Consider the following 22584-nt stretch of genomic DNA (forward strand, 5'->3'; position numbering starts at 1 on the left):
CCGCGGGGGGATCACCCTTTTTTTTTTTTTTTTCTCTTTTTGCGACCGGCGCCGCCGCCCCCCCCCCCCCCCCTCGTCCCCCCCCCCCCCCCCCCCCCCCCCCCCCCCCCCCCCCTTCTCCCCCCCCCCCCCCCCCCCCCCCCCCCACACCCGGTGTGTCGGTGCGGAGGGTCAGGGCAGCTGGGCCGCCCGTGCCTCCCGACGGTTGTCGCGGAAGTTGTTCACCCGGCGCGCCGTGGCGAACAGCGGGATCACCGCGCCCATGACCAGCTGCAGGGCGCAGCCCGTCTGGAGGAGCAGCTGGCCGCCCGGGGCGTCGAAGGCCCAGGCGGTCAGGAGGCCCATGGACAGGACGATCCAGGACAGCATGGCCACCGCGAGGCGGCCCCGCGGCTTCGGGTACTCGACCCGGCTCACCATCAGCCAGGCCGTACCGAGGATCGCCAGGAGCGTCGCGAAGAAGGGCAGCTCCAGGAGGACGATCGAGACGACCGTCAGCGCGCCGAACGGCGAGGGCATGCCCTGGAACATGCCGTTCGTCGGCGTCACGCACGAGAAGCGCGCCAGACGCAGCACCACGGCCAGGAGCACCACGATTGCCCCGACCGCCGCCACCTTCTGGTACGCGTCGTCCGCGACCATGCCGTAGACCAGCACGAAGTACGCGGGCGCCAGGCCGAAGCTGATCAGGTCCGACAGGTTGTCCAGCTCGGCGCCCATGGGCGAGGAGCGGAGCTTGCGCGCCACCAGACCGTCGAACAGGTCGAACACGGCTGCGCACAGCATCAGGATGACCGCCGTGGCCGCGCTGTTGCGCGCCATGCCGGACTCCTGGCTGTCGGTGAGGTGCGGGATCAGGATGCCGGTGGTGGTGAAGTACACCGCCATGAAGCCGCACGTGGCGTTGCCCAGCGTGAGGGTGTCCGCTATTGAGAGGCGGAGAGAGAGGGGCATCTCCTCCTCTTCGTCCACCTCGTCCGCCTCGGGCACCCAGCCCGCCTGGGTCTCCGGATCAATCACGGTCAATGCGAGTCACCCCAGCCACGGTCTTCTGGCCGACCTCGACCGCGACCTCCACGCCCTCGGGCAGGTAGAGGTCGACACGCGAGCCGAAGCGGATCAGACCGATTCGGTCGCCCTGCTCGACCTTCGTGCCCTCCGGGATGTAGGGCACGATGCGGCGGGCCACCGCGCCGGCGATCTGGATCATCTCGATGTCGCCGAGTTCGGTGTCGAAATGCCAGACTACGCGCTCGTTGTTCTCGCTCTCCTTGTTGAAAGCCGGAACAAAGCCGCCGGGGATGTGCTCGACCGACGTCACCGTGCCCGAGAGGGGCGCGCGGTTGACGTGGACGTTGAGCGGGCTCATGAAGATCGCGACCCGGGTGCGGCCGTCCTTCCAGGGCATGATGCTCTGCACCACACCGTCGGCGGGCGAGATGACACGGCCCTGGGCGATCTCGCGCTCGGGGTCGCGGAAGAACCACAGCATGCCCGCCGCGAGCGCGGTGGCGGGCACGGCCACGGCCTTGGCGGCGCCGGAACGGCGGGCGCGGGCCAGGCTGAGGGCTGCGGTGGCGACGGTCGGGAGAAGCCACGGCGATGCTCCGCGCGCGAGGCGTACGCCGACCTGGCGGTCGCGAGGTGCAGAGGTTTGGCTGTGGGGCATGGATGACCTTCGTAGCGGATGATGCCGCGCTCTGACGGGGGACGGCGGCTTTCCCGGGATCGTACCGGGCGCGGGCTGCAACTGGGCAAGCCAGGAAGCCGAGTCGGCGGCCGAAGAGTGTCTACGGGGTGTGATCTTCTTCTCGAAGAAAACACCCCGTATCCGGACAATCAGCCCTGGAATCGATACTCTTCGAGCAACCTGCGCCCGATGATCATTTTCTGGATCTCGGCGGTACCTTCACCGATGAGCAGCATCGGGGCCTCCCGGTAGAGGCGCTCGATCTCGTACTCCTTGGAGAAGCCGTAGCCGCCGTGGATCCGGAAGGCATCCTCCACGACCTCCTTGCAGTACTCGGAGGCGAGGTACTTCGCCATCCCTGCTTCGAGGTCGTTTCGTTCCCCGGAGTCCTTTTTGCGTGCCGCATTGACCATCATGGCATGCGCGGCCTCGACCTTGGTGCCCATCTCGGCCAGCTTGAACTGGATGGCCTGGTGCTGGGCGATCGGCTTGCCGAAAGTGTGCCGCTGCTGGGCGTACTGGACACCCAGTTCGAAGGCACGCTGGGCGACGCCGCAGCCACGCGCCGCCACATTGACGCGGCCGACCTCCACGCCGTCCATCATTTGGTAAAAACCTCGGCCGGTGACGCCGCCGAGCACCCGATCGGCCGGAACCCGGAGGCCGTCCATGATCAGCTCGGTGGTGTCGACGCCCTTGTAGCCCATCTTGTCGATCTTGCCCGGGATCGTCAGGCCGGGGCGGACCTCGCCGAAGCCGGGCTCCTTCTCGATCAGGAAGGTCGTCATCGACTTGTGGGGCGCCGTACCCTCGGGGTGTCCTTCGTCACTCCGGACGAGAACGGCCACCAGGGATGAGGTGCCGCCGTTCGTCAGCCACATCTTCTGACCGTTCAGGACGTACTCGTCGCCGTCCTTGACCGCCTTGGATGTGATGGCCGACACATCGGAGCCCAGGCCCGGCTCCGACATCGAGAACGCGCCCCGGATGTCGCCGGCCGCCATGCGCGGAAGGAAGTGGTCCTTCTGCTCCTGCGTGCCGTGCTGCTTGAGCATGTACGCGACGATGAAGTGCGTGTTGATGATGCCGGACACCGACATCCAGCCGCGGGCGATCTCCTCCACGCACAGCGCGTAGGTGAGGAGCGACTCGCCCAGGCCCCCGTACTCCTCGGGGATCATCAGACCGAACAGGCCGAGTTCCTTCAGGCCGTCCACGATCTGCTGCGGGTACTCGTCGCGGTGCTCCAGCCCGGTCGCGACAGGAATGATCTCCTTGTCGACGAAGTCCCGAACGGTGGAGAGGATCTCCTGCTGGACGTCGGTCAGACCGGCGGTCTGGGCGAGGCGCGCCATTACTTCTCCTGCTGCTTCAGCTCCGGGCGGCCGGGCTGCTCGCCGCCGCGCTCCTTGATGTACGTCTCGGTGGGCACCATGACCTTGCGGCGGAAGATGCACACCAGGGTGCCGTCCTGCTTGTAGCCCTTGGTCTCGACGTAGACGATGCCGCGGTCGTCCTTCGACTTCGACGGCCACTTGTCGAGCACGGTCGTCTGCCCGTAGATGGTGTCGCCGTGGAAGGTGGGCGCCACGTGCTTGAGCGACTCGATCTCCAGGTTGGCGATCGCCTTGCCGGAGATGTCCGGCACGCTCATGCCGAGCAGCAGCGAGTAGATGTAGTTCCCGACGACGACGTTCTTGCCGAAGTCCGTCGTCTTCTCCGCATAGTTGGTGTCCATGTGGAGCGGGTGGTGGTTCATGGTGAGGAGACAGAACAGGTGGTCGTCGTACTCCGTGACCGTCTTGCCCGGCCAGTGCTTGTACGTCGCCCCGACCTCGAACTCCTCGTAGGTGCGTCCGAACTGCATCGCGCTCAGGCCTCCGGGATCTCGAACTTCGACGTGCGCTGCATGCCGGCGGCGCGTCCCTTGCCGGAGATGACCAGGGCCATCTTGCGGCTGGCCTCGTCGATCATCTCGTCGCCGAGCATCGCGGAGCCCTTCTTGCCGCCGGCCTCGGACGTGTAGTAGTCGTACGCGTCCAGGATCAGCTCGGCGTGGTCGAAGTCCTCCTGGGAGGGCGAGAAGATCTCGTTGGCCGCCTCGACCTGGCCCGGGTGCAGCACCCACTTGCCGTCGAAGCCCAGGGCCGCGGCGCGCTGGGCGACCTCGCGGTAGCCCTCGACGTTGCGGATCTGCAGGTAGGGGCCGTCGATCGCCTGGAGGTTGTTGGCGCGGGCGGCCATCAGGATCTTCATCAGGATGTAGTGGTAGGCGTCCGCCGGGTAGCCGGGCGGCTGCTCGCCCACGACGAGCGACTTCATGTTGATGGAGGCCATGAAGTCGGCCGGGCCGAAGATGATCGTCTCGACGCGCGGGGAGGCCTGCGCGATCGCGTTGACGTTGTTGAGGCCCTGCGCGTTCTCGATCTGCGCCTCGATGCCGATCTTGCCCAGCTCGAAGCCCATGGTCTTCTCGATCTGCGTCAGCAGCAGGTCCAGGGCGACGATCTGCTCGGCGGTCTGCACCTTCGGCAGCATGATGCAGTCGAGGTTCTGGCCCGCGCCCTCGACGACGGTCACGACGTCGCGGTACGTCCACTCGGTCGTCCAGTCGTTGACGCGCACGACCCGCGTCTTGCCCGTCCAGTCACCTTCGTTGAGGAACTTGACGATGGTGTGCCGCGCCTCGGGCTTGGCCAGCGGCGCGCATGCGTCCTCCAGGTCCAGGAAGACCTGGTCGGCCGGGAGACCCTGCGCCTTCTCCAGGAAGCGGGGGTTGCTCCCCGGCACGGCGAGGCAGGAACGCCGCGGACGAAGACGGTTGACGGTCATGCGGGGACCTCCAGGGGGTCGAGCTTGTTCGCTTTCCGGATCTCGTCGACGATGCGGCCGATGATCCCGGTGATGTCGAAGTCCTTCGGGGTGAAGACCGCGGCCACTCCTGCGGCCCGCAGCTGGTCGGCGTCACCATTCGGGATGATGCCACCAGCGATCACGGGTATATCTGTGGCACCGGCCACACGCAGCCGTTGGAGCACGTCCGGCACCAGCTGGGCGTGCGAGCCGGAGAGGATCGACAGGCCCACGGCGTGCACGTCCTCCGCCAGTGAGGCGTCCACGATCTGCTCGGGCGTCAGCCGGATGCCCTGGTAGACCACCTCGAAGCCGGCGTCACGCGCCCGGACGGCGATCTGCTCGGCGCCGTTGGAGTGCCCGTCCAGGCCGGGCTTGCCGACCAGGAAGCGGAGCTTTCCGACGCCCAGGTCGCGGGCGGTGGCGTCCACCTTGGCGCGGACCTCGGCGAGTGCCGAGCCCGCCTCGACGGGAACGGCGATGGGAGCGGAGGAGACACCGGTCGGCGCGCGGAACTCGCCGAACACCTCGCGCAGCGCGCCCGCCCACTCGCCGGTCGTGACCCCGGCACGGGCGCACTCCAGGGTGGCCTCCATGAGGTTGCCGCTGCCCTTGGCGGCCTCCTTCAGCCGCTCCAGCGCCTTGCACGGGCGCGGGTGGTTGAAGGGCGGCTGGTAGCGCGTGTCGCGCCAGGTCCCGATCGCCTCGACGACCCTGGCCTCGACCGCCGGGTCGACCGTCTGGATCGCTGCGTCCAGGTCGGCGGTGAGCGGGTTCGGCTCGGTCGTCTCGAAGATGTTGACGCCGACGATCTTCTCCTGGCCGGACTCGATCCGGCCCCGGCGCTCGGCGTGCGAGGAGACCAGCTGCGACTTGAGGTAGCCGGACTCGACGGCGGCCATCGCGCCGCCCATTTCCTGGATCCGCTCGATCTCGGCGAGGGACTCCTCGACGAGGGCGGTCACCTTCGCCTCGATGACGTGCGAGCCCTCGAAGATGTCCTCGTACTCGAGCAGGTCGCTCTCGTGCGCGAGGACCTGCTGGATGCGCAGCGACCACTGCTGGTCCCACGGCCGGGGCAGGCCGAGGGCCTCGTTCCAGGCCGGCAGCTGCACGGCACGCGCACGGGCGTCCTTGGAGAGGGTCACGGCCAGCATCTCGAGGACGATCCGCTGGACGTTGTTCTCCGGCTGCGCCTCGGTCAGGCCGAGCGAGTTGACCTGGACGCCGTAGCGGAACCGGCGCTGCTTCGCGTCCTCGATGCCGTACCGCTCACGGGTGACCTTGTCCCAGATGCGGCCGAACGCCCGCATCTTGCACATCTCCTCGACGAAGCGGACGCCCGCGTTCACGAAGAAGGAGATGCGCGCGACCACGTCGCCCATGCGCTCCTGCGGCACCTGGCCGCTGTCGCGCACGGCGTCGAGGACGGCGATCGCGGTGGACATCGCGTACGCGATCTCCTGCACCGGCGTGGCCCCGGCCTCCTGCAGGTGGTAGCTGCAGATGTTGATCGGGTTCCACTTCGGGATGTGGGAGACCGTGTACGCGATCATGTCCGTCGTCAGGCGGAGCGACGGCCCGGGCGGGAAGACGTGCGTCCCCCGGGACAGGTACTCCTTGACGATGTCGTTCTGGGTCGTGCCCTGGAGCTTGGTGATGTCCGCACCCTGCTCCTCGGCGACGACCTGGTAGAGCGCCAGCAGCCACATGGCGGTGGCGTTGATCGTCATCGAGGTGTTCATCTGCTCCAGGGGGATGTCCTGGAACAGCCGGCGCATGTCACCGAGGTGCGAGACGGGCACGCCGACCCGGCCGACCTCGCCGCGGGCGAGGATGTGGTCGGGGTCGTAGCCGGTCTGCGTCGGCAGGTCGAACGCCACCGACAGACCCGTCTGGCCCTTGGCGAGGTTGCGCCGGTACAGCTCGTTGGACGCCTCGGCCGTCGAGTGGCCGGCGTACGTCCGCATGAGCCACGGACGGTCCTTCTGACGCTCTGTCATCTAAGGCTCTCAGACGTTCCGGAAGCGGTTGATGGCGTCGATGTGCTTGGCGCGCATCTCCTCGTCGCGCACGCCCAGGCCCTCCTCGGGGGCCAGGCACAGCACGCCGACCTTGCCCTGGTGGAGGTTGCGGTGCACGTCGTACGCGGCCTGGCCGGTCTCCTCCAGGGAGTAGACCTTCGACAGGGTCGGGTGGATCTTGCCCTTCGCGATGAGCCGGTTGGCCTCCCAGGCCTCGCGGTAGTTGGCGAAGTGCGAGCCGATGATCCGCTTCAGCGACATCCACAGGTAGCGGTTGTCGTACTCGTGCATGTAGCCCGAGGTCGAGGCGCAGGTGGTGATGGTGCCGCCCTTGCGGGTGACGTAGACGCTCGCGCCGAAGGTCTCGCGGCCGGGGTGCTCGAAGACGATGTCGATGTCCTCGCCGCCGGTGAACTCGCGGATGCGCTTGCCGAAGCGCTTCCACTCCTTCGGGTCCTGGGTGTGCTCGTCCTTCCAGAACTTGTAGCCCTCGGCGCTGCGGTCGATGATCGCCTCGGCGCCCATCGAGCGGCAGATGTCCGCCTTCTGCTCGCTGGAGACGACACAGATCGGGTTGGCGCCGCCGGCCAGCGCGAACTGCGTGGCGTACGAGCCGAGCCCGCCGGACGCGCCCCAGATCAGGACGTTGTCGCCCTGCTTCATGCCGGCGCCGTTGCGGGAGACCAGCTGACGGTAGGCGGTGGAGTTGACCAGGCCCGGGGCCGCGGCCTCCTCCCAGCTGAGGTGCTTGGGCTTCGGCATCAGCTGGTTGGACTTGACGAGCGCGATCTCGGCGAGGCCGCCGAAGTTGGTCTCGAAGCCCCAGATGCGCTGCTCGGGGTCGAGCATCGTGTCGTTGTGGCCGTCGCTGGACTCCAGCTCGACGGACAGACAGTGCGCGACGACCTCGTCACCGGGGTTCCAGGCGTTCACGCCGGGGCCGGTGCGCAGGACGACGCCCGCGAGGTCGGAGCCGATGATGTGGTACGGCAGGTCATGGCGCTTGGTCAGCTCGCTGAGCCGGCCGTAGCGCTCCAGGAACCCGAAGGTGGACAGCGGCTCGAAGATCGAGGTCCACACCGAGTTGTAGTTGACCGAGGAGGCCATGACGGCCACCAGGGCCTCGCCGGGGCCCAGTTCGGGCGCCGGAACCTCGTCCAGGTGAATCGACTTGCGCGGGTCCTTGTCGCGGGACTCGAGGCCCGCGAACATCTCCGTCTCGTCCTTGTGCACGGTTATCGCGCGGTACGACTCGGGGACCTGCAGGGCTGCGAAGTCGGCCGGTGTCGATTCCGGCGACTGGATCGCGTCGAGGATGTCCTTCACGGTCACGGTATTGCCTCCGGCGGTGTGCGCCCTGAGGGAGGGGCGCTGGGGGTTCGTCGGTGCTGCTGGGAGTGCTGCTGAGGGTTTTGGTGATGCCGTCGGTTCGGCGAGGTGATGCTTCGGCAGCGCTTTGTGGCGCGGGAGGTTGCCTGTGACGCAGGCGTCCGGGCGCGCAGGCCATGAGCTTGCGGGGACAGCCGGCGAACGATCGGTCTCTGCTCGCCGGCCGCCCGGACACCTTCAACGTATGACACCGCGTGTCAGGTGGCAAGGCACTGAGTGTCATGAGTTCGCCTCGGATGAAATCTTTACGTAACAAATGAGCGATGATCGATCGAACGGCTTCTGAAATCTGCTGGAAAAGGGCCCCTGACATGCCAAAACGGCCACCCCGTGGGGTGGCCGTCGTCACAGCGGGAACGCGCGCTCGGAGCGCCTCGGCGGGCCTCAGCGCTCCTTGAGCGCCTCCTCGATGGTGCGCATGACCTCGTCGAGCGGGGCGTCCGTGCGGGCGACCGTCACGAGCACCTCGCCGTGTGCGGACACCGTCGCCGGGGCCGTGGTGGCGGCCGGCTTGGCCGCCGAGCCGCGCCCGGCGCCGATGCCCGTGCCGAAGGTCTTGCGCACGATCGAGAAGGCGTGGTCGAGCTGGGCCTCCACGTCGCCCTGGCCGCCGGCCCGCAGCCAGCGCCGCAGGACGTGGTTGTGGGCCGTGACGACGGCGGAGGCGGCGACCTCGGCGAGCAGCGGGTCGTCGTTGGCGTCGTCGGCGTGCGCGTGCTCGTCGAAGTGGCCGAGCAGATAGCGGGTGAACAGGCGCTCGTAGCGGGCCACCGAGGCGATCTCCGCCTCGCGCAGGGTGGGCACCTCGCGCGTGAGCTTGTAGCGGGCGACCGAGATCTCCGGCCGGGCCGCGTACATCTTCATGACTTCCTTGATGCCACGGCACACGGTGTCGAGCGGGTGCTCGTGCGCGGGGGCGGCGTTGAGGACCGCCTCCGCGCGGATCAGAGTGTCGTCGTGGTCGGGGAAGATCGCCTCTTCCTTGGAGCGGAAGTGGCGGAAGAAGGTGCGGCGCGCGACCCCGGCAGCGGCCGCGATCTCGTCGACGGTGGTCGCCTCGTACCCCTTGGTCGCGAACAGCTCCATCGCTGCGGCCGCCAGCTCTCGGCGCATTTTCAGCCGCTGGGCGGCGGCGCGGCTGCCTGCGGCACTTTCCGGCGCGTCGGGCGTGGCTGGTGTACGTGAGGACTTGGCGGGCTGGGACATGACCCGAACGTACTGCATGTCCGCAGCTCGATGCGCAGGTCCGGGGTTTCCCCCGCCCTTGGAGGGCGGGGGAGTGCCGGGTCCGGAAAGGGCGGGAAACGCCACTGGGTCCAGCAGGCCGCCCCAGTCCGCGCCCTCGGAGGCACCGTCGAACCAGTCACCGACGCCGTCAGCGGCGGGCATACTCGCGGAAGCCGCGGCCGGTCTTGCGGCCGAGGCAGCCCGCGGCCACCAGGTGCTCCAGCAGCGGGGCCGGGGCCAGGCCCGGGTCGCGGAACTCGCGGTGGAGCACCTTCTCGATCGCGAGCGAGACGTCCAGACCGACGACGTCCAGCAGTTCGAACGGGCCCATCGGGTAGCCGCCGCCGAGCTTCATCGCGGCGTCGATGTCGTCGAGGGACGCGTAGTGCTCCTGGACCATCTTGACCGCGTTGTTCAGGTACGGGAACAGCAGCGCGTTCACGATGAACCCGGCCCGGTCGCCGCAGTCCACGGCGTGCTTCCTGACCTTCGTGCAGACCTCGCGGACGGTGGCGTGGACGTCGTCGGCCGTCAGGACCGTGCGGACGACCTCGACCAGCTTCATCGCCGGGGCCGGGTTGAAGAAGTGCATGCCGATCACGTCCTGCGGGCGCGAGGTGGCGCGGGCGCAGGCGACCACGGGCAGCGAGGAGGTGGTGGTGGCGAGGACCGCGCCGGGCTTGCAGACCTTGTCCAGCGTCGCGAACAGCTGCTGCTTGACCTCCAGGTCCTCCGCGACCGCCTCGACGGCGAGGTCGACACCGGCGAAGGCTTCGTAGGAACCCGCCGGGGTGATCAGGTCCAGGGTCCGGGCGGCCGCCTCGGCGGTCATCCGGCCCTTGTCGACGGAGCGCGCGAGGGACTTGCCGATCCGCGCCTTGGCGGTCTGGGCCTTCTCCTCGCTGCGGGCGGCGAGGACGACCTCGTACCCGGCCTTGGCGAAGACCTCGGCGATCCCGGAGGCCATCGTGCCCGAGCCCGCGACGCCGACGGAGCGCACGGAGCGGCCCGTGACCCGTGCGTTCCCCTCGGCGGGGGTCAGTGCGTCCGGCACGGTGGTGGCGCTGCCCGGCGCCTCGTACGTGTAGAAGCCGCGCCCGGCCTTGCGGCCGGTCAGGCCCGCCTCGCTGAGCTGCTTCAGGATGGGGGCGGGGGCGTGCAGCCGGTCGCCGGACTCGGCGTACATGGCGTCCAGGACCGTACGCGCGGTGTCGATGCCGATCAGGTCCAGCAGGGCGAGGGGGCCCATGGGCAGACCGCAGCCGAGCCGCATGGCCGCGTCGATGTCCTCGCGGGAGGCGTACCGGGCCTCGTACATCGCGGCGGCCTGGTTGAGGTAGCCGAACAGCAGCCCGTCCGCGACGAAACCGGGGCGGTCGCCGACCGCGACCGGCTCCTTGCCCAGCTCGACGGCGAGGTCGGTGACAGCGGCGACGGCCTGCGGCGCGGTCAGCACCGAGGAGACGACCTCGACCAGCTTCATCGCCGGGGCCGGGTTGAAGAAGTGCAGGCCGAGCACGCGCTCCGGGCGGGCCGAGTCGGCGGCGAGCCGGGTGACCGACAGAGCGTTGGTGCCGGTCGCGAGGATCGTCTCGGGGCGGACGACGGCGTCCAGGTCGCGGAAGATCTGGTGCTTGATCTCGTACGACTCCGGGGCCACCTCGATGACCAGGTCGGCGTCGGCGGCCGCGGCGATGTCGGTGGACGTGCGGACCCGGGCGAGGACGTCCGCGCGCTCCTGCTCGGTCAGCCGGCCGCGCTCCACGGCGCGGGCGGTGGCGGCCTCCAGGGCGGCGGCGGCCTTCGCGGCCTGAGCCTCGCTGATGTCGATGCCGATCACCTCGCGGCCGGCCTTCGCGAGGATTTCGGTGATGCCGGTGCCCATGGTGCCGAGGCCGACGACGGCGATCGTCTTGAGCTGGGACAGGGGGGTGTCGGACAGGGGAGTGGCCATCGCGGGACTCCAGGAATGAGGGTGACGACTGGGAACGCACCGGGTGCGCCAGGAGGCGCACACCGGGGCGGAGAGAAAAGAAGATGCGGGTGTTTCCGGGCTGCTGGCGCACACGCCCGGTGGGCCTTCGCCACGGGCATGCACACGCCCGGGAGAGGCTGATTCCGACCGGCCCTGTCCCGGAGCCGGGTCGTACTGCGGTACCGATGTACCGAACCGACCTACTCACGACGGCTGCGTCACCAAACCGTCGTCAGCGGATGTGCGAGTGGGTAACTCGCTCGTCTGAGCTTAACCGGCGAGTAACGAGCGCGCCAGACCTGAGCCGGACCGAGTTTGTGATGTAGCTCCCTCCAGGGGCGCGACCCGCCTAGGCTGGCCCTCGTGGACGAAGAGTGGCGATCGCTCACGGAACGCATGCGACAGGAGTCGCGCGGCTCGGTCGCGTACGAGCAGCTGGCGGCGACCGAGGACCATGACGAACTGGCGGAGGTGCTCACCGCGCCCGGACAGCCGCTGTGGGCCAGGGAACTGGCCGCGTTCCGGCTCGGCGTCGCCGGCGACCGGCGCGCCTTCGAGGCCCTGGTGCTGCTGCTCAACCACCGCGACCCGCCGCGCTGCGCCTCCGCCGCCCACGCGCTCGCCCGCCTCGGCGACCCGCGCACCGCACGCGCGGCCGCCGCGCTCGCCACCAACGAACTGCGCGTCGCCTACGCCCTGCACCCGGTGCGGCTCCTGGTCGACCTGCAGGCCCCCGAGTCCGTGCCCGCGCTGATCACCACCCTGGAGCGGCGGCTGCGCCCGCACGACCCGTACCGGCGGGTGGCGCTGGCCTGCGTGGAGGGCCTCGGCACCCTCGGCGACGAGCGCGCCCGCCGGGTCCTGAACGAGGCCCTCGCGCATCCGGCGCTCGCGGAGGCAGCGGTGCACGCGCTGGCCCGCATCCCGCAGCAGAGGCAGAGGTGACGCCCGCTCACAGCTCCCTGGCGTACCGCACCTCGGGGACGGCCACGCCGTCCACGTCGAAGGGCTCCTCGGCGCCGTCCGCACGGAAACCGGCGCGTTCGTAGAAGCGGCGGGCGCGCGTGTTCTCCTCGAGGACCCACAGGAACATGCGGGGGTGTCCGGAGCACTGTTCGACCGACGCGGCCAGCAGCGCCCGCCCGATCCCGCTTCCGATGTGTGCGGGGTCGAGGTAGAGGGCGTACAACTCGCAGTCCCCGGTGCGCACCTCGCCGTCCCGGTACGGCCCGTGCGCCGCCCAGCCGACGATCCGGCCGTCCAGCTCGGCGACCAGGTTCGCCACCGCTCCGTCCCCCTGTACGAACCATGCCCGCCGCTTCTCGGCGTCCCGCGCCACGCTGAGCGTGTCGAGATGGCTCTGCGGCATGAGCCCCCGGTAGGCGTGCTGCCAGCCGCGGACGCGGATCTCCGAGACGCGGTCGCAGTCGTCGAGGGCCATCGGACGGATGTGCGGGAGCGGGTTGTCCATGGCGGCACCCTAGAGACCCGCTCCCGCACGCGCCCCTGGTTATCCGCCGACCACCGCGAGCGCCTCGACCTCCATCAGGAACTCCGGGGCGACGAGCGCGGCCACCTGGACGGCCGAGGCCGCCGGCAGACGGTCGTCGGGTATGTGCGCCGCGCGGGCCGCGCGGATCGCCGGCAGGAAGGCGATGTCCGTGACGAAGCAGGTCAGTTTGACGACGTCCCGGAAGCCGGCCCCGGCGGCGGCCAGACAGCGCCTCAGGTTCTCGAACACCTGCCGGGCCTGCGCGGCCGGATCGCCCTCGCCGACGAGCTTGCCGTCCTCGTCCAGGGCCAGCTGGCCGGAGACGGCGACGAGGCGGCCGGTCGCGCTGACCACGTGGCTGTACTGGGCCGCGGGCGCGACCCCGTCGGGGGCGGGGATGCGGGTCGGTTCGCTCATGCGTCCCATGGTGGACCACGGGTCCGACAACGCCCCGTCACGGCCCCCGACGGGCCGTCAGGAGCAGTTCAGCGCCGGAAGCCCAGCAGGCCGTGCAGGGTCGAGCCGCGCGACGGCGCCGAGGCCGCCTTCGCCTTGAGCGGCTTCGGGTCCGGGGACTTCTTGCACACCGCGTCGGCCGTGCCGGTGCCGTACGGGACCTTGCCGCTCGTCAGATAGTCGGCCAGGTACTTGTCCAGGCAGCTGTTGCCGCTCAGCGTGATGCCGTGGTTGCCGCCGCCGTCCTCGACCACCAGGCTGGAGCGGGCCAGCAGGTGGTGGGCCGTCACACCGCCCGGATACGGGGTCGCAGCGTCGTCCGTCGCCTGGAACAGCAGCGTCGGCGGCAGCTTGCCGTTGGCGATGTTCACCCGCTTCAGGGTGCCGGCCGGCCAGTACGCGCAGGGTGCGTTGTACCAGGCGTTGTTCCAGGCCATGAAGGGTGCCTTCGCGTACACCCCCCAGGTGTCCGTCCGCCAGCGGTTCCAGTTGTGCGGCCAGGAGGCGTCACGGCACTGCACCGCCGTGTAGACGCTGTAGCCGTTGTCGCCCGAGGTGTCCACGGCGGCGAACCGCTGGTACGCCTCCACCAGCGGTTCGGCGTTCTTGTCGTGGACGTAGGCCGAGAACGCCTGGGCCAGATAGGGCCAGTACCCGTTGTAGTAGCCGCCGGGGATGAAGGTGTCCTCCAGTTCGGAGGCGCCGACCTTCCCGCCCGCGGGCTTCTTCGCCAGGGCAGCCCGCATCGCGTACCAGGCGGCCTCGACCTTCGCGGGGTCCTTGCCGAGCCGGTACGTGGAGTCGTACTTGGCGATCCACGCCATCAGGGCCCGGTGGCGGTCGTCGAAGGCGTAGTCCTGGCCGAGGTTGTCCTCGTACCAGATGCCGGTCGGGTTCACGATCGAGTCCAGCACCAGGCGGTGGACCCGCTCGGGGAAGAGCTTGGCGTAGACCGCGCCCAGGTAGGTGCCGTAGGAGTAGCCGAAGTAGCTGATCTTCTGCGCGCCGAGGGCCTGTCGGACCGAGTCCATGTCCTGGACTGCTTCGACGGTGTCGATGTGCGGCAGGACGCTCGCGTACTTGCGGCCGCAGGCGGTGGCGAAGGACTGAGCGCGCTGCAGGTTCTTCTGCTCCAGCGCGGCCGTGGCGGGAACGGTGTCGGGACGCACCGTCCTGAAGTGGCGGGGCGAGCAGTCGAGGGCCGGGGTGCTGCGGCCCACTCCGCGCGGGTCGAAGCCGATGACGTCGTACTGCGCCGCCACGCCCTTCGGCAGCGCGGACGCGACGAACCCGGCGAGCGTCAGACCGCTGCCGCCGGGGCCGCCGGGGTTGACCAGCAGCGGGCCCTGGGACGTCGCCGCGGTGTGCGGCACGCGGGACAGGGCGAGGGTGATCTGGGTGCCGGACGGATGCGTGTGGTCCAGCGGCACCTTCAGGGACGCGCACTGGAGCGTCGGGTAGTCGCTGGTGCCGCAGGTCTTCCAGGTGAGCCTGGCCGCCGGAGCGGTGGGGGCCGCCTGCGCGGGCACGGCCGTGACCGAGCCCGCCGTGATGACGGCGGCTGCGCACAGCATCGCTGCGCGTGTCCTCATGGGTCCTCCCGGGACGGAGGGTGATGCGAACCGCGAGGGTCACGGTTCTCGCCGCATCGTCCCGAAGAGAGCGCCCTGAAGAACCTATTATGTCAATAGTTGACCCAATTGGGTCGAGGGATGCCCTCTAACGCTCTCAAAGGAGGGTGAGTTGGGTCGGTTCGGACACGTCCGTGGGCTCGGCCGCGGCCAGGACCCCGGCCGGCCGGATCCGCCGGGCCGTGCCCGCGCGCGTGGGTCCGATGCCGTACTCCTGGGCCAGCTCGTGCACCTGACGGGTGATCCGGCGCTGGTACCACTTGGGTGCGTAGGCGCCCTCCGCGTACAGCCGCTCGTAGCGGCGCACCAGGTGCGGGTGGTGCCGGCCGAGCCAGGCCATGAACCACTCCCGGGCGCCGGGGCGCAGATGCAGCACCAGAGGGGTGACCGAGGTGGCTCCGGCCGCCGCGATCGCCCGCACGGTGGCTCGCAGTTGGGCGGGATCGTCGCTCAGGAAGGGGATGACCGGCGCCATCAGCACCCCGCAGCCGATGCCGTGCTCGCCGAGGGTGCGGACCACGTCCAGGCGGCGCTCGGGCGCCGGCGTGCCCGGCTCCACCGTGCGCCACAGCTCGGTGTCCGTGAAGCCGACCGAGACCGAGATCCCCACGTCCGTCACCGCGGCCGCGCGGACCAGCAGGTCCAGGTCGCGCAGGATCAGCGTGCCCTTGGTCAGGATCGAGAACGGGTTCGCGTGCTCGGTGAGCGCCGAGATGATGCCCGGCATCAGCCGGTAGCGGCCCTCGGCGCGCTGGTAGCAGTCGACGTTGGTGCCCATCGCCACGTGGTCGCCCTGCCAGCGGCGCGAGGCCAGCTGGCGGCGCAGCACCTCGGGCGCGTTCACCTTCACCACGATCTGGGTGTCGAAGCCGATCCCGGTGTCGAGGTCCAGATAGCTGTGCGTCTTGCGGGCGAAGCAGTAGACGCACGCGTGGGAGCAGCCACGGTACGGGTTCACCGTCCATTCGAACGGCATGCGTGAGGCGCCCGGCACCCGGTTCAGGACCGAGCGGGCCCGCACCTCGTGGAAGGTGATCCCGCGGAACTCCGGTGTGTCGAAGGTGCGGGTGACGACGGCGTCCGCGCCGAACAGTGCGGTATCGGCGGCCCGGCCGTGACCGCCGGACTCCCCGGAGTCCACGGTGAGGTTCTCCCAGCGCATGACGCCTCCTCGGTAGCGCTCGCGCATAGAATAGAACATACGTTCCCATGATCGTGCGACCCCGATTTGGGTGGCCGGGCGCCGGGGTGGTTGGCTTGCTCCAACCCCGAGAAACCAGGTCCTGGAGGAACGCAATGGCGCAGGTCGAAGCCACCACGGAGCGGGTCGTCGCGGCGAACGCGGAGCAGGTGTTCGACGCGCTCGCCGACTACAGCGGCACGCGGCGGCAGCTGCTGCCCGAGCACTTCAGCGAGTACGAGGTGCGCGAGGGCGGTGACGGTGAGGGCACCCTCGTCCACTGGAAGCTCCAGGCCACCAGCAAGCGCGTGCGCGACTGTCTCCTGGAGGTCAGCGAGCCCAGCGACGGTGAACTCGTCGAGAAGGACCGCAACTCCTCCATGGTCACCACCTGGCGCGTGACGCCGGCCGGCGAGGGCAGCTCCCGGGTCGTCGTCACCACCACCTGGAAGGGTGCCGGCGGCATCGGCGGCTTCTTCGAGAAGACCTTCGCGCCCAAGGGTCTCGGCCGGATCTACGACGCGATCCTCGCCAACCTCGCCGCCCACGTGGAGAAGTAGGGCCAAGATCCGGCCGGTGAAGGGGTGTTGCGCCGGTGCAGCGCCCCCTCACCGGTTCGAGTGGATCTCCGTCCCGTCCGGGATTGCACCGTAACTCGCCGTACTTGTTCGCAGTTGTCGCCTTACGCGGGAAATGTGACAGGCGCGACGAGGGGAGCCCTACGTGGGCGGGACGACTCTGGTGCAGCACGAGCCGGCCGCGGCACCGGCCCCGGCGGAGACCGTCGAGGAACCTCCGCCCCCCGCCCCGGCCGCCGGACTCGGCGCGCGCAGGGTGCGGCTGGTCTTCTTCGGGCTCATGCTCGCCCTGCTCCTGGCCGCACTCGACCAGATGATCGTCGCCACCGCGCTGCCGAAGATCGTCGGCGAGCTGCACGGCCTGGACCGGATGTCCTGGGCGATCACCGCCTATCTGCTCACCTCCACCATCGGCCTGCCGGTGTACGGCAAGCTGGGCGACCTGGTCGGCCGCAAGGGCGTCTTCCAGTTCGCCATCCTGGTATTCGTCGTCGGCTCCGCCCTCGCCGGGCGCGCGCAGAGCATGGACCAGCTGATCGCCTTCCGCGCCCTCCAGGGCGTGGGCGCGGGCGGGCTCATGATCGGCGTCCAGGCGATCATCGCCGACATCGTGCCGCCTCGGCAGCGCGGCCGCTACATGGGCCTGATCGGCGCCGCCTTCGGCCTCGCCTCCGTCGCCGGACCTCTCCTCGGCGGCTACTTCACCGACCATCTCTCCTGGCGCTGGTGCTTCTACGTCAACGTCCCCTTCGGCCTGGTCACCCTGGCCGTCGTCACCGTCGTCCTCAAGCTGCCGAGGCCGCGGGTCCGTGCCCGGCTCGACGTGCTCGGGGCCCTGCTGCTCGCCGCGGCCTCCACCTGCCTGGTCCTGCTGACCAGTTGGGGCGGCACCGAGTACGCCTGGGACTCCCGGGAGATCCTCGGCCTCGGCGCGGGTGCCGTCGCCGCCACCGTCCTCTTCCTCGTCGCCGAGCACTTCGCCGCCGAACCCCTGATCCCGCTCCGGCTGTTCCGGGACTCCGTCTTCAACGTGACCGGCCTGGTCGGCCTGGTGATCGGTGTCGCCCTGTTCGGCGCGGCCAGCTATCTGCCGACCTTCCTGCAGATGGTCGACGGGGCCAGCGCCACCGAGTCCGGGCTGCTGATGCTGCCCATGACGGCCGGCATCGTCGGCGCCTCCGTCATCGGCGGGCAGCTCATCACCCTCACCGGCCGCTACAAACTCCTCCCGCTCCTCGGCGGCGCCCTCTCCGCCGTCGGCATGTGGCTGCTGTCCCGTCTGGACACCGGCACGCCCCGGCTGCACTACAGCATCTGGATGGCCGTCCTCGGCGCCGGCATCGGCCTGGTGATGCCGGTCCTCGTCCTCGCCGTGCAGAACTCCGTGCGCCTCGCCGACCTCGGCACCGCCACCAGCGCCAACACCTACTTCCGGCAGATCGGCGGCAGCGTCGGCGCCGCCGTCTTCGGCACCCTCTTCGCGGACCGGCTCACCGACGCACTGCGCCGCGAACTGCCCGCGCGCGCGGGCGCCCGGCTGCCCGACCCCGAGTCGCTCACCCCGCAGCTCGTCCACGCGCTGCCACCGGCGCTGCGCGACGCCTACATCCGCGCCTACGCCGACGCGATGCCCCGGATCTTCCTCTACCTCGTCCCGGTGCTCGTGCTCGGCCTGCTCATCGCCTTCTTCCTCAAGGAGAAACCGCTGGTGTCCCACCACGCCACCGAGACGGAGCCCGCCGCCGTGAACGCCCCCATCCCGCAGGCTCGTTCGCCGCACACCGCCGGAATCCCGGTGTGCGGCACGGTGCAGCACCCCGACGGGACCGTGGTGCCCCGCGCGGCGCTCACCCTCATCGACGTCTCCGGACAGCAGGTCGGGCGCGGCGCGAGCGGCGAGGACGGACGGTACGCGCTGGCCACCCCCGGGCCCGGCTCGTACGTACTGATCGCCGCCGCGGGCGGCCACCAGCCGCAGGCCGTCTCCGTCACCGTCGGCGAGCGCCCCGTCGAACTCGACGTCGTGCTCGGCGGCGCCGGACGCCTCGCGGGCAGCGTGCTCACCGCCGACGGCAGCGCCGTCCGGGACGCCACCGTCACCCTCACCAACGTGCACGGCGAGGTCGTCGCGGCCACCCGCAGCGGCCGCGAGGGCGGTTACGTCATCACCGAACTGGTCGCCGGCGAGTACACCCTCGCCGCCGGCGCCCCCGCCTTCCGCCCCGCCGCCCTCCCGGTCACCGTCCAGGCAGCCCGGGAGACCCGGCAGGACATCGAACTCGCGGGCGGCGCCGTCCTGAAGGGCACGGTCCGGGCGAACGGCGGCCGCCCCGTGGAGGACGCCCGGGTGACACTGCTGGACGCCGCGGGCAACGTCGTGGACACCCTCACCACCGGGGCGGACGGAACCTTCCGGTTCGTCGACCTGTCCTCCGGCGAGTACACCGTCATCGCCGCAGGTTACCCGCCGGTCGCAACCGTTCTGCAGGTCGCGCGCGGCGGCCGCACCGAGCGCGACCTGCAACTCGGCCACGAGGACTGAGGGCGCGCCGAGGGGGGCGCCCGCAGGGCGCTGAGCTGCGCGCCGGGGCGATCAGGTGAAACCAATTCCAGGATTGCCACACATCGCGACCGGCCGCAGCCGTACCGTAGTGGCGGGCGGCACAGATCGTTTACGAACAGCCGTGGGGAGAGAGGGCCTGGGCCATGGACCGTGGCAGCGAGCGGGACGAACCTCCCGGCCGCGGCGCCGGCGACGCGGCCGCGGGCCGGGTGCCGCTGGGCGTGGTCGTCGTCGACCGCGACGGCTTGGTGTCCCACTGGAGCAGCGGCGCGCGCCGTCTGTTCGGCGTGGACCGCGAGGACGCGATCGGGCGTCCCGCGGCCGACCTGCTGCCCGTCTCCGGGGCACTCTCCGACGACCTCCCCGCCGACGCACTGCCGGACACCTACGGCCTCCCCGAGACACACGAGGCGCTCGGCCCCGACCTGGAGGCCTCCCTCGACGGTCGCACCGGCTACGCGACCGCGGGCCGCGCCCGTCTGTGCCCGGACGAGGACGACGGCACCCGCATCGACGTGCTGTGGTGGGCCTACCCGCTGATCGGTCCGGGACCCTCCCGGCTGCTGGTCCTCGCCGCCGACGCCACCCGGCTGCGCGACGAGCGCGGCTACGACGACGAGAGCGCCGAACGCATCTCGCCCGGCTTCGCCCGCCACACCGAACTGCCCGCCTCCGAGGAGCTGGAGCGCCGGCTCCCCGAGATCCTGCCCAACATGGGCCCGGGACTCAGCGGCCGCATCATCTCCCAGGTCCTCGAACTCGGCTACCCCGTCCTGGAGTTCAGTCAGTACGACCGGGTGCCCGTCACCCCGTACTGGGGAGTCCCGCGCCGCGCCGGCCGCGGCCCCGCCGAAGCCGTCGTACCGCAGCAGCGCACGGCACCCGTGATGATCCCCACCGGCGCCGAGTACGACCTCGAGTACGCCGCCGTGCGCGAGCGGCTGGAGTTCCTCAACGAGGTCAGCTCCGGCATCGGCACCTCGCTCGATCTCGGCGAGACCATCCGCGAGGTCACCAGTGCCGCCGTACCGCGCTTCGCGGACTTCGCCGGCACCCACCTGCGCGCCGCCGTCCTGGCCGGCGAGGGCTTCCCGGACGGTCCGCCGGACGCCAGCACCGTGATGTTCCGGGTGTGGGTCGAGCACAACGACGAACCGGGCCGCTGGGACGACACCGTGCCGGTCGGCGAGGCCTTCGCCTTCCCCGAGCACACCCCGTTCTACAAGTGCATGGTCACGGGCGAACCGGTCCTCATCCCGAGAGTCACCGAGGAACTGTCCAACCGCATCTCCGGCGAGTTCGAGAAACGCGACCTCAGGCCGCTGATCGGCGGCCGCTCCCTGCTGATCGTCCCGCTCAAGGCGCGCAACGTGGTGCTCGGCTTCATGGTGCTCATGCGCCGCCCCGACCGCCCGGCGTTCGACGACATGGACCGCACCACCGGGGCCGAACTCGCCGCCCGCGCGGGCCTCGTGCTCGACAACGCCCGCATGTACACGTACCAGGAGAACGTCGCCGACACCCTCCAGGACAGCATGCTGCCGCAGGTGAACCCGCGGATGGCCGGCTGTGACGTGGCGACCCGCTATCTGCCCGGCACCCGGCTCGGCCGGATCGGCGGCGACTGGTTCGACACCATCAAGCTGCCCGGCTCGCGCACCGCCCTCGTGGTCGGCGACGTCATGGGCCACGGCCTCAACTCGGCAGCCATGATGGGCCAGTTGCGTACCGCCGTACAGACCATGGCCACCATGGAGACCCCGCCGGCCCAACTGCTGCGCAACCTGGACGACCTGGCCCGGCGGCTCGGCGAGAACTACCTCGCCACCTGCCTGTACGCGGTCTACGACCCGATCCGCGGCGAACTGCACCTCGCCAACGCCGGACACATCCCGCCCGTCCTGGTGCGGGCCGAGGACGGCCGCAGCGAACTGCTCGACCTGCCCACCGGAGCACCCATAGGGGTCGGCGGTGTCGCGTTCGAGTCCACCGTCGTCCGCGTCTCGCCCGGCGACCGGCTGGTGCTGTGCACCGACGGGCTGGTCGAGGTGCGCGGCTCCGACATCGGCGAGGGCCTCGCCGCGCTCTGCGAGTCCGCCGCCCACCCCGCGGCCTCCATGGACGTCGCCTGCGACACCATCATCCGTGCCCTCAACACCCGCGGCGGCCGCAAGGACGACGTCGCCCTGCTGATGGCCCGGCTCAACGGCATCCCCGACGACCATGTCGCCGAGTGGCACCTCGACGCCGCCCCGCACGAGGTGGCCAGGGCCCGGCGCCTGGTCCGCGACCGGCTGCTGGAGTGGGGCCTGCCGCACACGGTGGAAACGGCGCAGCTGCTGGTCAGCGAGGTCGTCACCAACGCCGTCCAGCACGGCTCGGGCGGCCGGATCGGACTGCGGGTGGTCCGCACCGATGCCCTGCTCTTCGAGGTCACGGACGACGAACCGGGCCTGCCCGCGATGCTCGGTACCGGACCGTACGACGAGTCGGGCCGCGGTCTGCGCGTGGTCAGCCGGCTGGCCCGGGAGTGGGGCGCCAGCGCGACCGGGCACCGCAAGACCGTCTGGTTCGAACAGGCCGTCAACGGAAGGCAGTGAGCCGGGGGCGCCCGCGTCCCCCGGGGTTGCCGGGGTCGGTACTTCCGGTGAAGGTGACCTCCTGCCCCTTGCCGAACCCGCTGCCGCCGCGATATCCCGATCACGGAACCGACCGTGGGGAGATCGTCATGAACGTCTCGGACAACTACCGCAACGCGTGGGAGAGTTACTGGCGCGAGACCTCCGACGCGACGGGCGAGGCGATCTGGGACTCCGATCCCTCCCTCACCGCGCAGCCGCACAGTGAGCTGCTCCTGCCGTACGCGGACACCGCGCGCACCATCGTCGACCTGGGCTGCGGCAACGGCACCCAGACCCGCTACCTCGCCACCCGGTTCGCCCGGGCCGTCGGCGTCGATCTCTCGCACGCCGCCGTCGAGCACGCCCGCCACGCCGGGCACGGTGACACGGTCGAGTTCCAGCAGCTCGACCTGACCGACACCGGCACCGTACGGGCCCTGCACGAGCGGCTCGGCGACAGCCACGTGTACATGCGGGCCGTCATCCACCAGAGCGAGCCGGACGCACGCGCGGCGGTGGCCGCCGCGGTCGCCGAGATCATCGGCTCCGCGGGCCGTGCCTTCGTGGTCGAGCTGACCTCGGGCTCGCGGGACGTCCTCAAGCGGGCGGCCACCGGCCCGGACGGACCGGGGCCCAAGCTGCGCCGCGTCTTCCTGCACGGCCTCAAGCCCGCCGACGCCGACGACGAGGAGATCCCACGGCTGCTCGGTGAAGCCGGCCTGGAGGTGCTCGCGAGCGGCGAGACGGTCCTGCCGCAGACCGAGTACCTCACCGACGGCACCCGCATCGACCTGCCGGCGCGCTGGTTCGTCCTGGCCGGGAAGTGAGCGGGCCGCACACCGGGGAGCATCCTCCGGAGCGGGGGCGGCGGACGCCGTGGCCGCCGCCCCGCACGGCCCCGTCGT

At 70.5% G+C, this 22584-nt stretch carries 18 protein-coding genes; 5 read left to right on the forward strand and 13 right to left on the reverse strand.

Annotated features, from left to right (window positions below):
* Positions 1-171: 171 nt before the first annotated feature.
* The 9 genes from pssA to AC07DS_RS25135 all read right to left on the reverse strand — a co-directional run bounded on the left by pssA (position 172) and on the right by AC07DS_RS25135 (position 11137).
* Entirely contained in the window at positions 172-990 is an 819-nt protein-coding gene (gene pssA / locus AC07DS_RS25095) for a CDP-diacylglycerol--serine O-phosphatidyltransferase (RefSeq protein WP_393481755.1), read from the reverse strand.
* 22 nt (positions 991-1012) lie between these two features.
* The gene (locus AC07DS_RS25100) at positions 1013-1669 is read right to left on the reverse strand and encodes a phosphatidylserine decarboxylase (RefSeq protein ID WP_145884640.1); all 657 of its coding nucleotides are present in this window, start codon (positions 1667-1669) and stop codon (positions 1013-1015) included.
* A gap of 170 nt (positions 1670-1839) precedes the next feature.
* Positions 1840-3045, reverse strand: coding sequence for an acyl-CoA dehydrogenase family protein (locus AC07DS_RS25105; protein WP_145884641.1), 1206 nt, complete (start codon positions 3043-3045; stop codon positions 1840-1842).
* A complete protein-coding gene (locus AC07DS_RS25110) occupies positions 3045-3557 on the reverse strand; it encodes a MaoC family dehydratase (protein ID WP_479148659.1) in 513 nt (170 codons plus the stop codon). Before AC07DS_RS25110 ends, AC07DS_RS25105 begins: the two co-directional genes overlap by 1 nt.
* A gap of 5 nt (positions 3558-3562) precedes the next feature.
* Positions 3563-4522, reverse strand: a complete 960-nt coding sequence (locus AC07DS_RS25115; RefSeq protein ID WP_145884643.1) for an HpcH/HpaI aldolase/citrate lyase family protein — start codon at positions 4520-4522, stop codon at positions 3563-3565.
* Positions 4519-6546 carry a protein meaA gene (locus AC07DS_RS25120; protein WP_479148661.1) on the reverse strand — a complete coding sequence of 676 codons (2028 nt, stop codon included), beginning with the start codon at positions 6544-6546 and terminating at the stop codon, positions 4519-4521. The genes AC07DS_RS25115 and AC07DS_RS25120 overlap by 4 nt, the downstream gene beginning before the upstream one ends.
* Before the next feature lie 9 nt (positions 6547-6555).
* Positions 6556-7899, reverse strand: a complete 1344-nt coding sequence (gene ccrA / locus AC07DS_RS25125) for a crotonyl-CoA carboxylase/reductase (protein WP_479148663.1) — start codon at positions 7897-7899, stop codon at positions 6556-6558.
* 441 nt (positions 7900-8340) lie between these two features.
* Entirely contained in the window at positions 8341-9162 is an 822-nt protein-coding gene (locus AC07DS_RS25130; RefSeq protein WP_479148665.1) for a TetR family transcriptional regulator, read from the reverse strand.
* Positions 9163-9331: 169 nt separating this feature from the next.
* Positions 9332-11137 carry a 3-hydroxyacyl-CoA dehydrogenase family protein gene (locus AC07DS_RS25135; RefSeq protein ID WP_479148667.1) on the reverse strand — a complete coding sequence of 602 codons (1806 nt, stop codon included), beginning with the start codon at positions 11135-11137 and terminating at the stop codon, positions 9332-9334.
* A gap of 384 nt (positions 11138-11521) precedes the next feature.
* On the opposite strand from AC07DS_RS25135, the gene AC07DS_RS25140 reads away from it, so the two are divergent.
* Positions 11522-12103, forward strand: coding sequence for an adenylosuccinate lyase (locus AC07DS_RS25140; RefSeq protein ID WP_479148669.1), 582 nt, complete (start codon positions 11522-11524; stop codon positions 12101-12103).
* A gap of 7 nt (positions 12104-12110) precedes the next feature.
* On the opposite strand, the gene AC07DS_RS25145 is transcribed toward AC07DS_RS25140, so the two are convergent.
* The 4 genes from AC07DS_RS25145 to AC07DS_RS25160 form a co-directional block, all read right to left on the reverse strand.
* A complete protein-coding gene (locus AC07DS_RS25145; protein WP_479148671.1) occupies positions 12111-12629 on the reverse strand; it encodes an N-acetyltransferase family protein in 519 nt (172 codons plus the stop codon).
* Between the two features lie 39 nt (positions 12630-12668).
* Positions 12669-13067: a RidA family protein gene (locus AC07DS_RS25150; RefSeq protein ID WP_479148673.1), complete on the reverse strand. Its 399-nt coding sequence runs from the start codon at positions 13065-13067 to the stop codon at positions 12669-12671.
* Between the two features lie 68 nt (positions 13068-13135).
* Positions 13136-14698: an alpha/beta hydrolase gene (locus tag AC07DS_RS25155; RefSeq protein ID WP_479148675.1), complete on the reverse strand. Its 1563-nt coding sequence runs from the start codon at positions 14696-14698 to the stop codon at positions 13136-13138.
* A gap of 136 nt (positions 14699-14834) precedes the next feature.
* Complete coding sequence (locus tag AC07DS_RS25160) at positions 14835-15899, reverse strand: Rv2578c family radical SAM protein (protein ID WP_479148677.1); 1065 nt, start codon at positions 15897-15899, stop codon at positions 14835-14837.
* Positions 15900-16033: 134 nt separating this feature from the next.
* Here AC07DS_RS25160 and AC07DS_RS25165 point away from each other — a divergent pair, with 134 nt between their 5' ends.
* The 4 genes from AC07DS_RS25165 (at position 16034) to AC07DS_RS25180 (ending at position 22506) form a co-directional block, all read left to right on the forward strand.
* Positions 16034-16477 carry an SRPBCC family protein gene (locus AC07DS_RS25165; protein WP_479148679.1) on the forward strand — a complete coding sequence of 148 codons (444 nt, stop codon included), beginning with the start codon at positions 16034-16036 and terminating at the stop codon, positions 16475-16477.
* Positions 16478-16640: 163 nt separating this feature from the next.
* Complete coding sequence (locus tag AC07DS_RS25170) at positions 16641-19037, forward strand: MFS transporter (RefSeq protein ID WP_479148681.1); 2397 nt, start codon at positions 16641-16643, stop codon at positions 19035-19037.
* Between the two features lie 164 nt (positions 19038-19201).
* A complete protein-coding gene (locus AC07DS_RS25175; RefSeq protein ID WP_479148683.1) occupies positions 19202-21658 on the forward strand; it encodes an ATP-binding SpoIIE family protein phosphatase in 2457 nt (818 codons plus the stop codon).
* Positions 21659-21786: 128 nt separating this feature from the next.
* The gene (locus tag AC07DS_RS25180; protein WP_479148685.1) at positions 21787-22506 is read left to right on the forward strand and encodes a methyltransferase domain-containing protein; all 720 of its coding nucleotides are present in this window, start codon (positions 21787-21789) and stop codon (positions 22504-22506) included.
* Positions 22507-22584: the final 78 nt, after the last annotated feature.

The organism is Streptomyces sp. NPDC044064 (genome assembly GCF_056434245.1).

Coding starts and splice junctions, on each gene's coding strand:
- AC07DS_RS25100 (WP_145884640.1), bottom strand. CDS start 1,669: ATGCCCCACAGCCAAACCTCTGCACCTCGCGACCGCCAGGTCGGCGTA.
- AC07DS_RS25105 (WP_145884641.1), bottom strand. CDS start 3,045: ATGGCGCGCCTCGCCCAGACCGCCGGTCTGACCGACGTCCAGCAGGAG.
- AC07DS_RS25110 (WP_479148659.1), bottom strand. CDS start 3,557: ATGCAGTTCGGACGCACCTACGAGGAGTTCGAGGTCGGGGCGACGTAC.
- AC07DS_RS25115 (WP_145884643.1), bottom strand. CDS start 4,522: ATGACCGTCAACCGTCTTCGTCCGCGGCGTTCCTGCCTCGCCGTGCCG.
- AC07DS_RS25120 (WP_479148661.1), bottom strand. CDS start 6,546: ATGACAGAGCGTCAGAAGGACCGTCCGTGGCTCATGCGGACGTACGCC.
- AC07DS_RS25130 (WP_479148665.1), bottom strand. CDS start 9,162: ATGTCCCAGCCCGCCAAGTCCTCACGTACACCAGCCACGCCCGACGCG.
- AC07DS_RS25135 (WP_479148667.1), bottom strand. CDS start 11,137: ATGGCCACTCCCCTGTCCGACACCCCCCTGTCCCAGCTCAAGACGATC.
- AC07DS_RS25145 (WP_479148671.1), bottom strand. CDS start 12,629: ATGGACAACCCGCTCCCGCACATCCGTCCGATGGCCCTCGACGACTGC.
- AC07DS_RS25150 (WP_479148673.1), bottom strand. CDS start 13,067: ATGAGCGAACCGACCCGCATCCCCGCCCCCGACGGGGTCGCGCCCGCG.
- AC07DS_RS25155 (WP_479148675.1), bottom strand. CDS start 14,698: ATGAGGACACGCGCAGCGATGCTGTGCGCAGCCGCCGTCATCACGGCG.
- AC07DS_RS25160 (WP_479148677.1), bottom strand. CDS start 15,899: ATGCGCTGGGAGAACCTCACCGTGGACTCCGGGGAGTCCGGCGGTCAC.
- AC07DS_RS25165 (WP_479148679.1), top strand. CDS start 16,034: ATGGCGCAGGTCGAAGCCACCACGGAGCGGGTCGTCGCGGCGAACGCG.
- AC07DS_RS25175 (WP_479148683.1), top strand. CDS start 19,202: ATGGACCGTGGCAGCGAGCGGGACGAACCTCCCGGCCGCGGCGCCGGC.
- AC07DS_RS25180 (WP_479148685.1), top strand. CDS start 21,787: ATGAACGTCTCGGACAACTACCGCAACGCGTGGGAGAGTTACTGGCGC.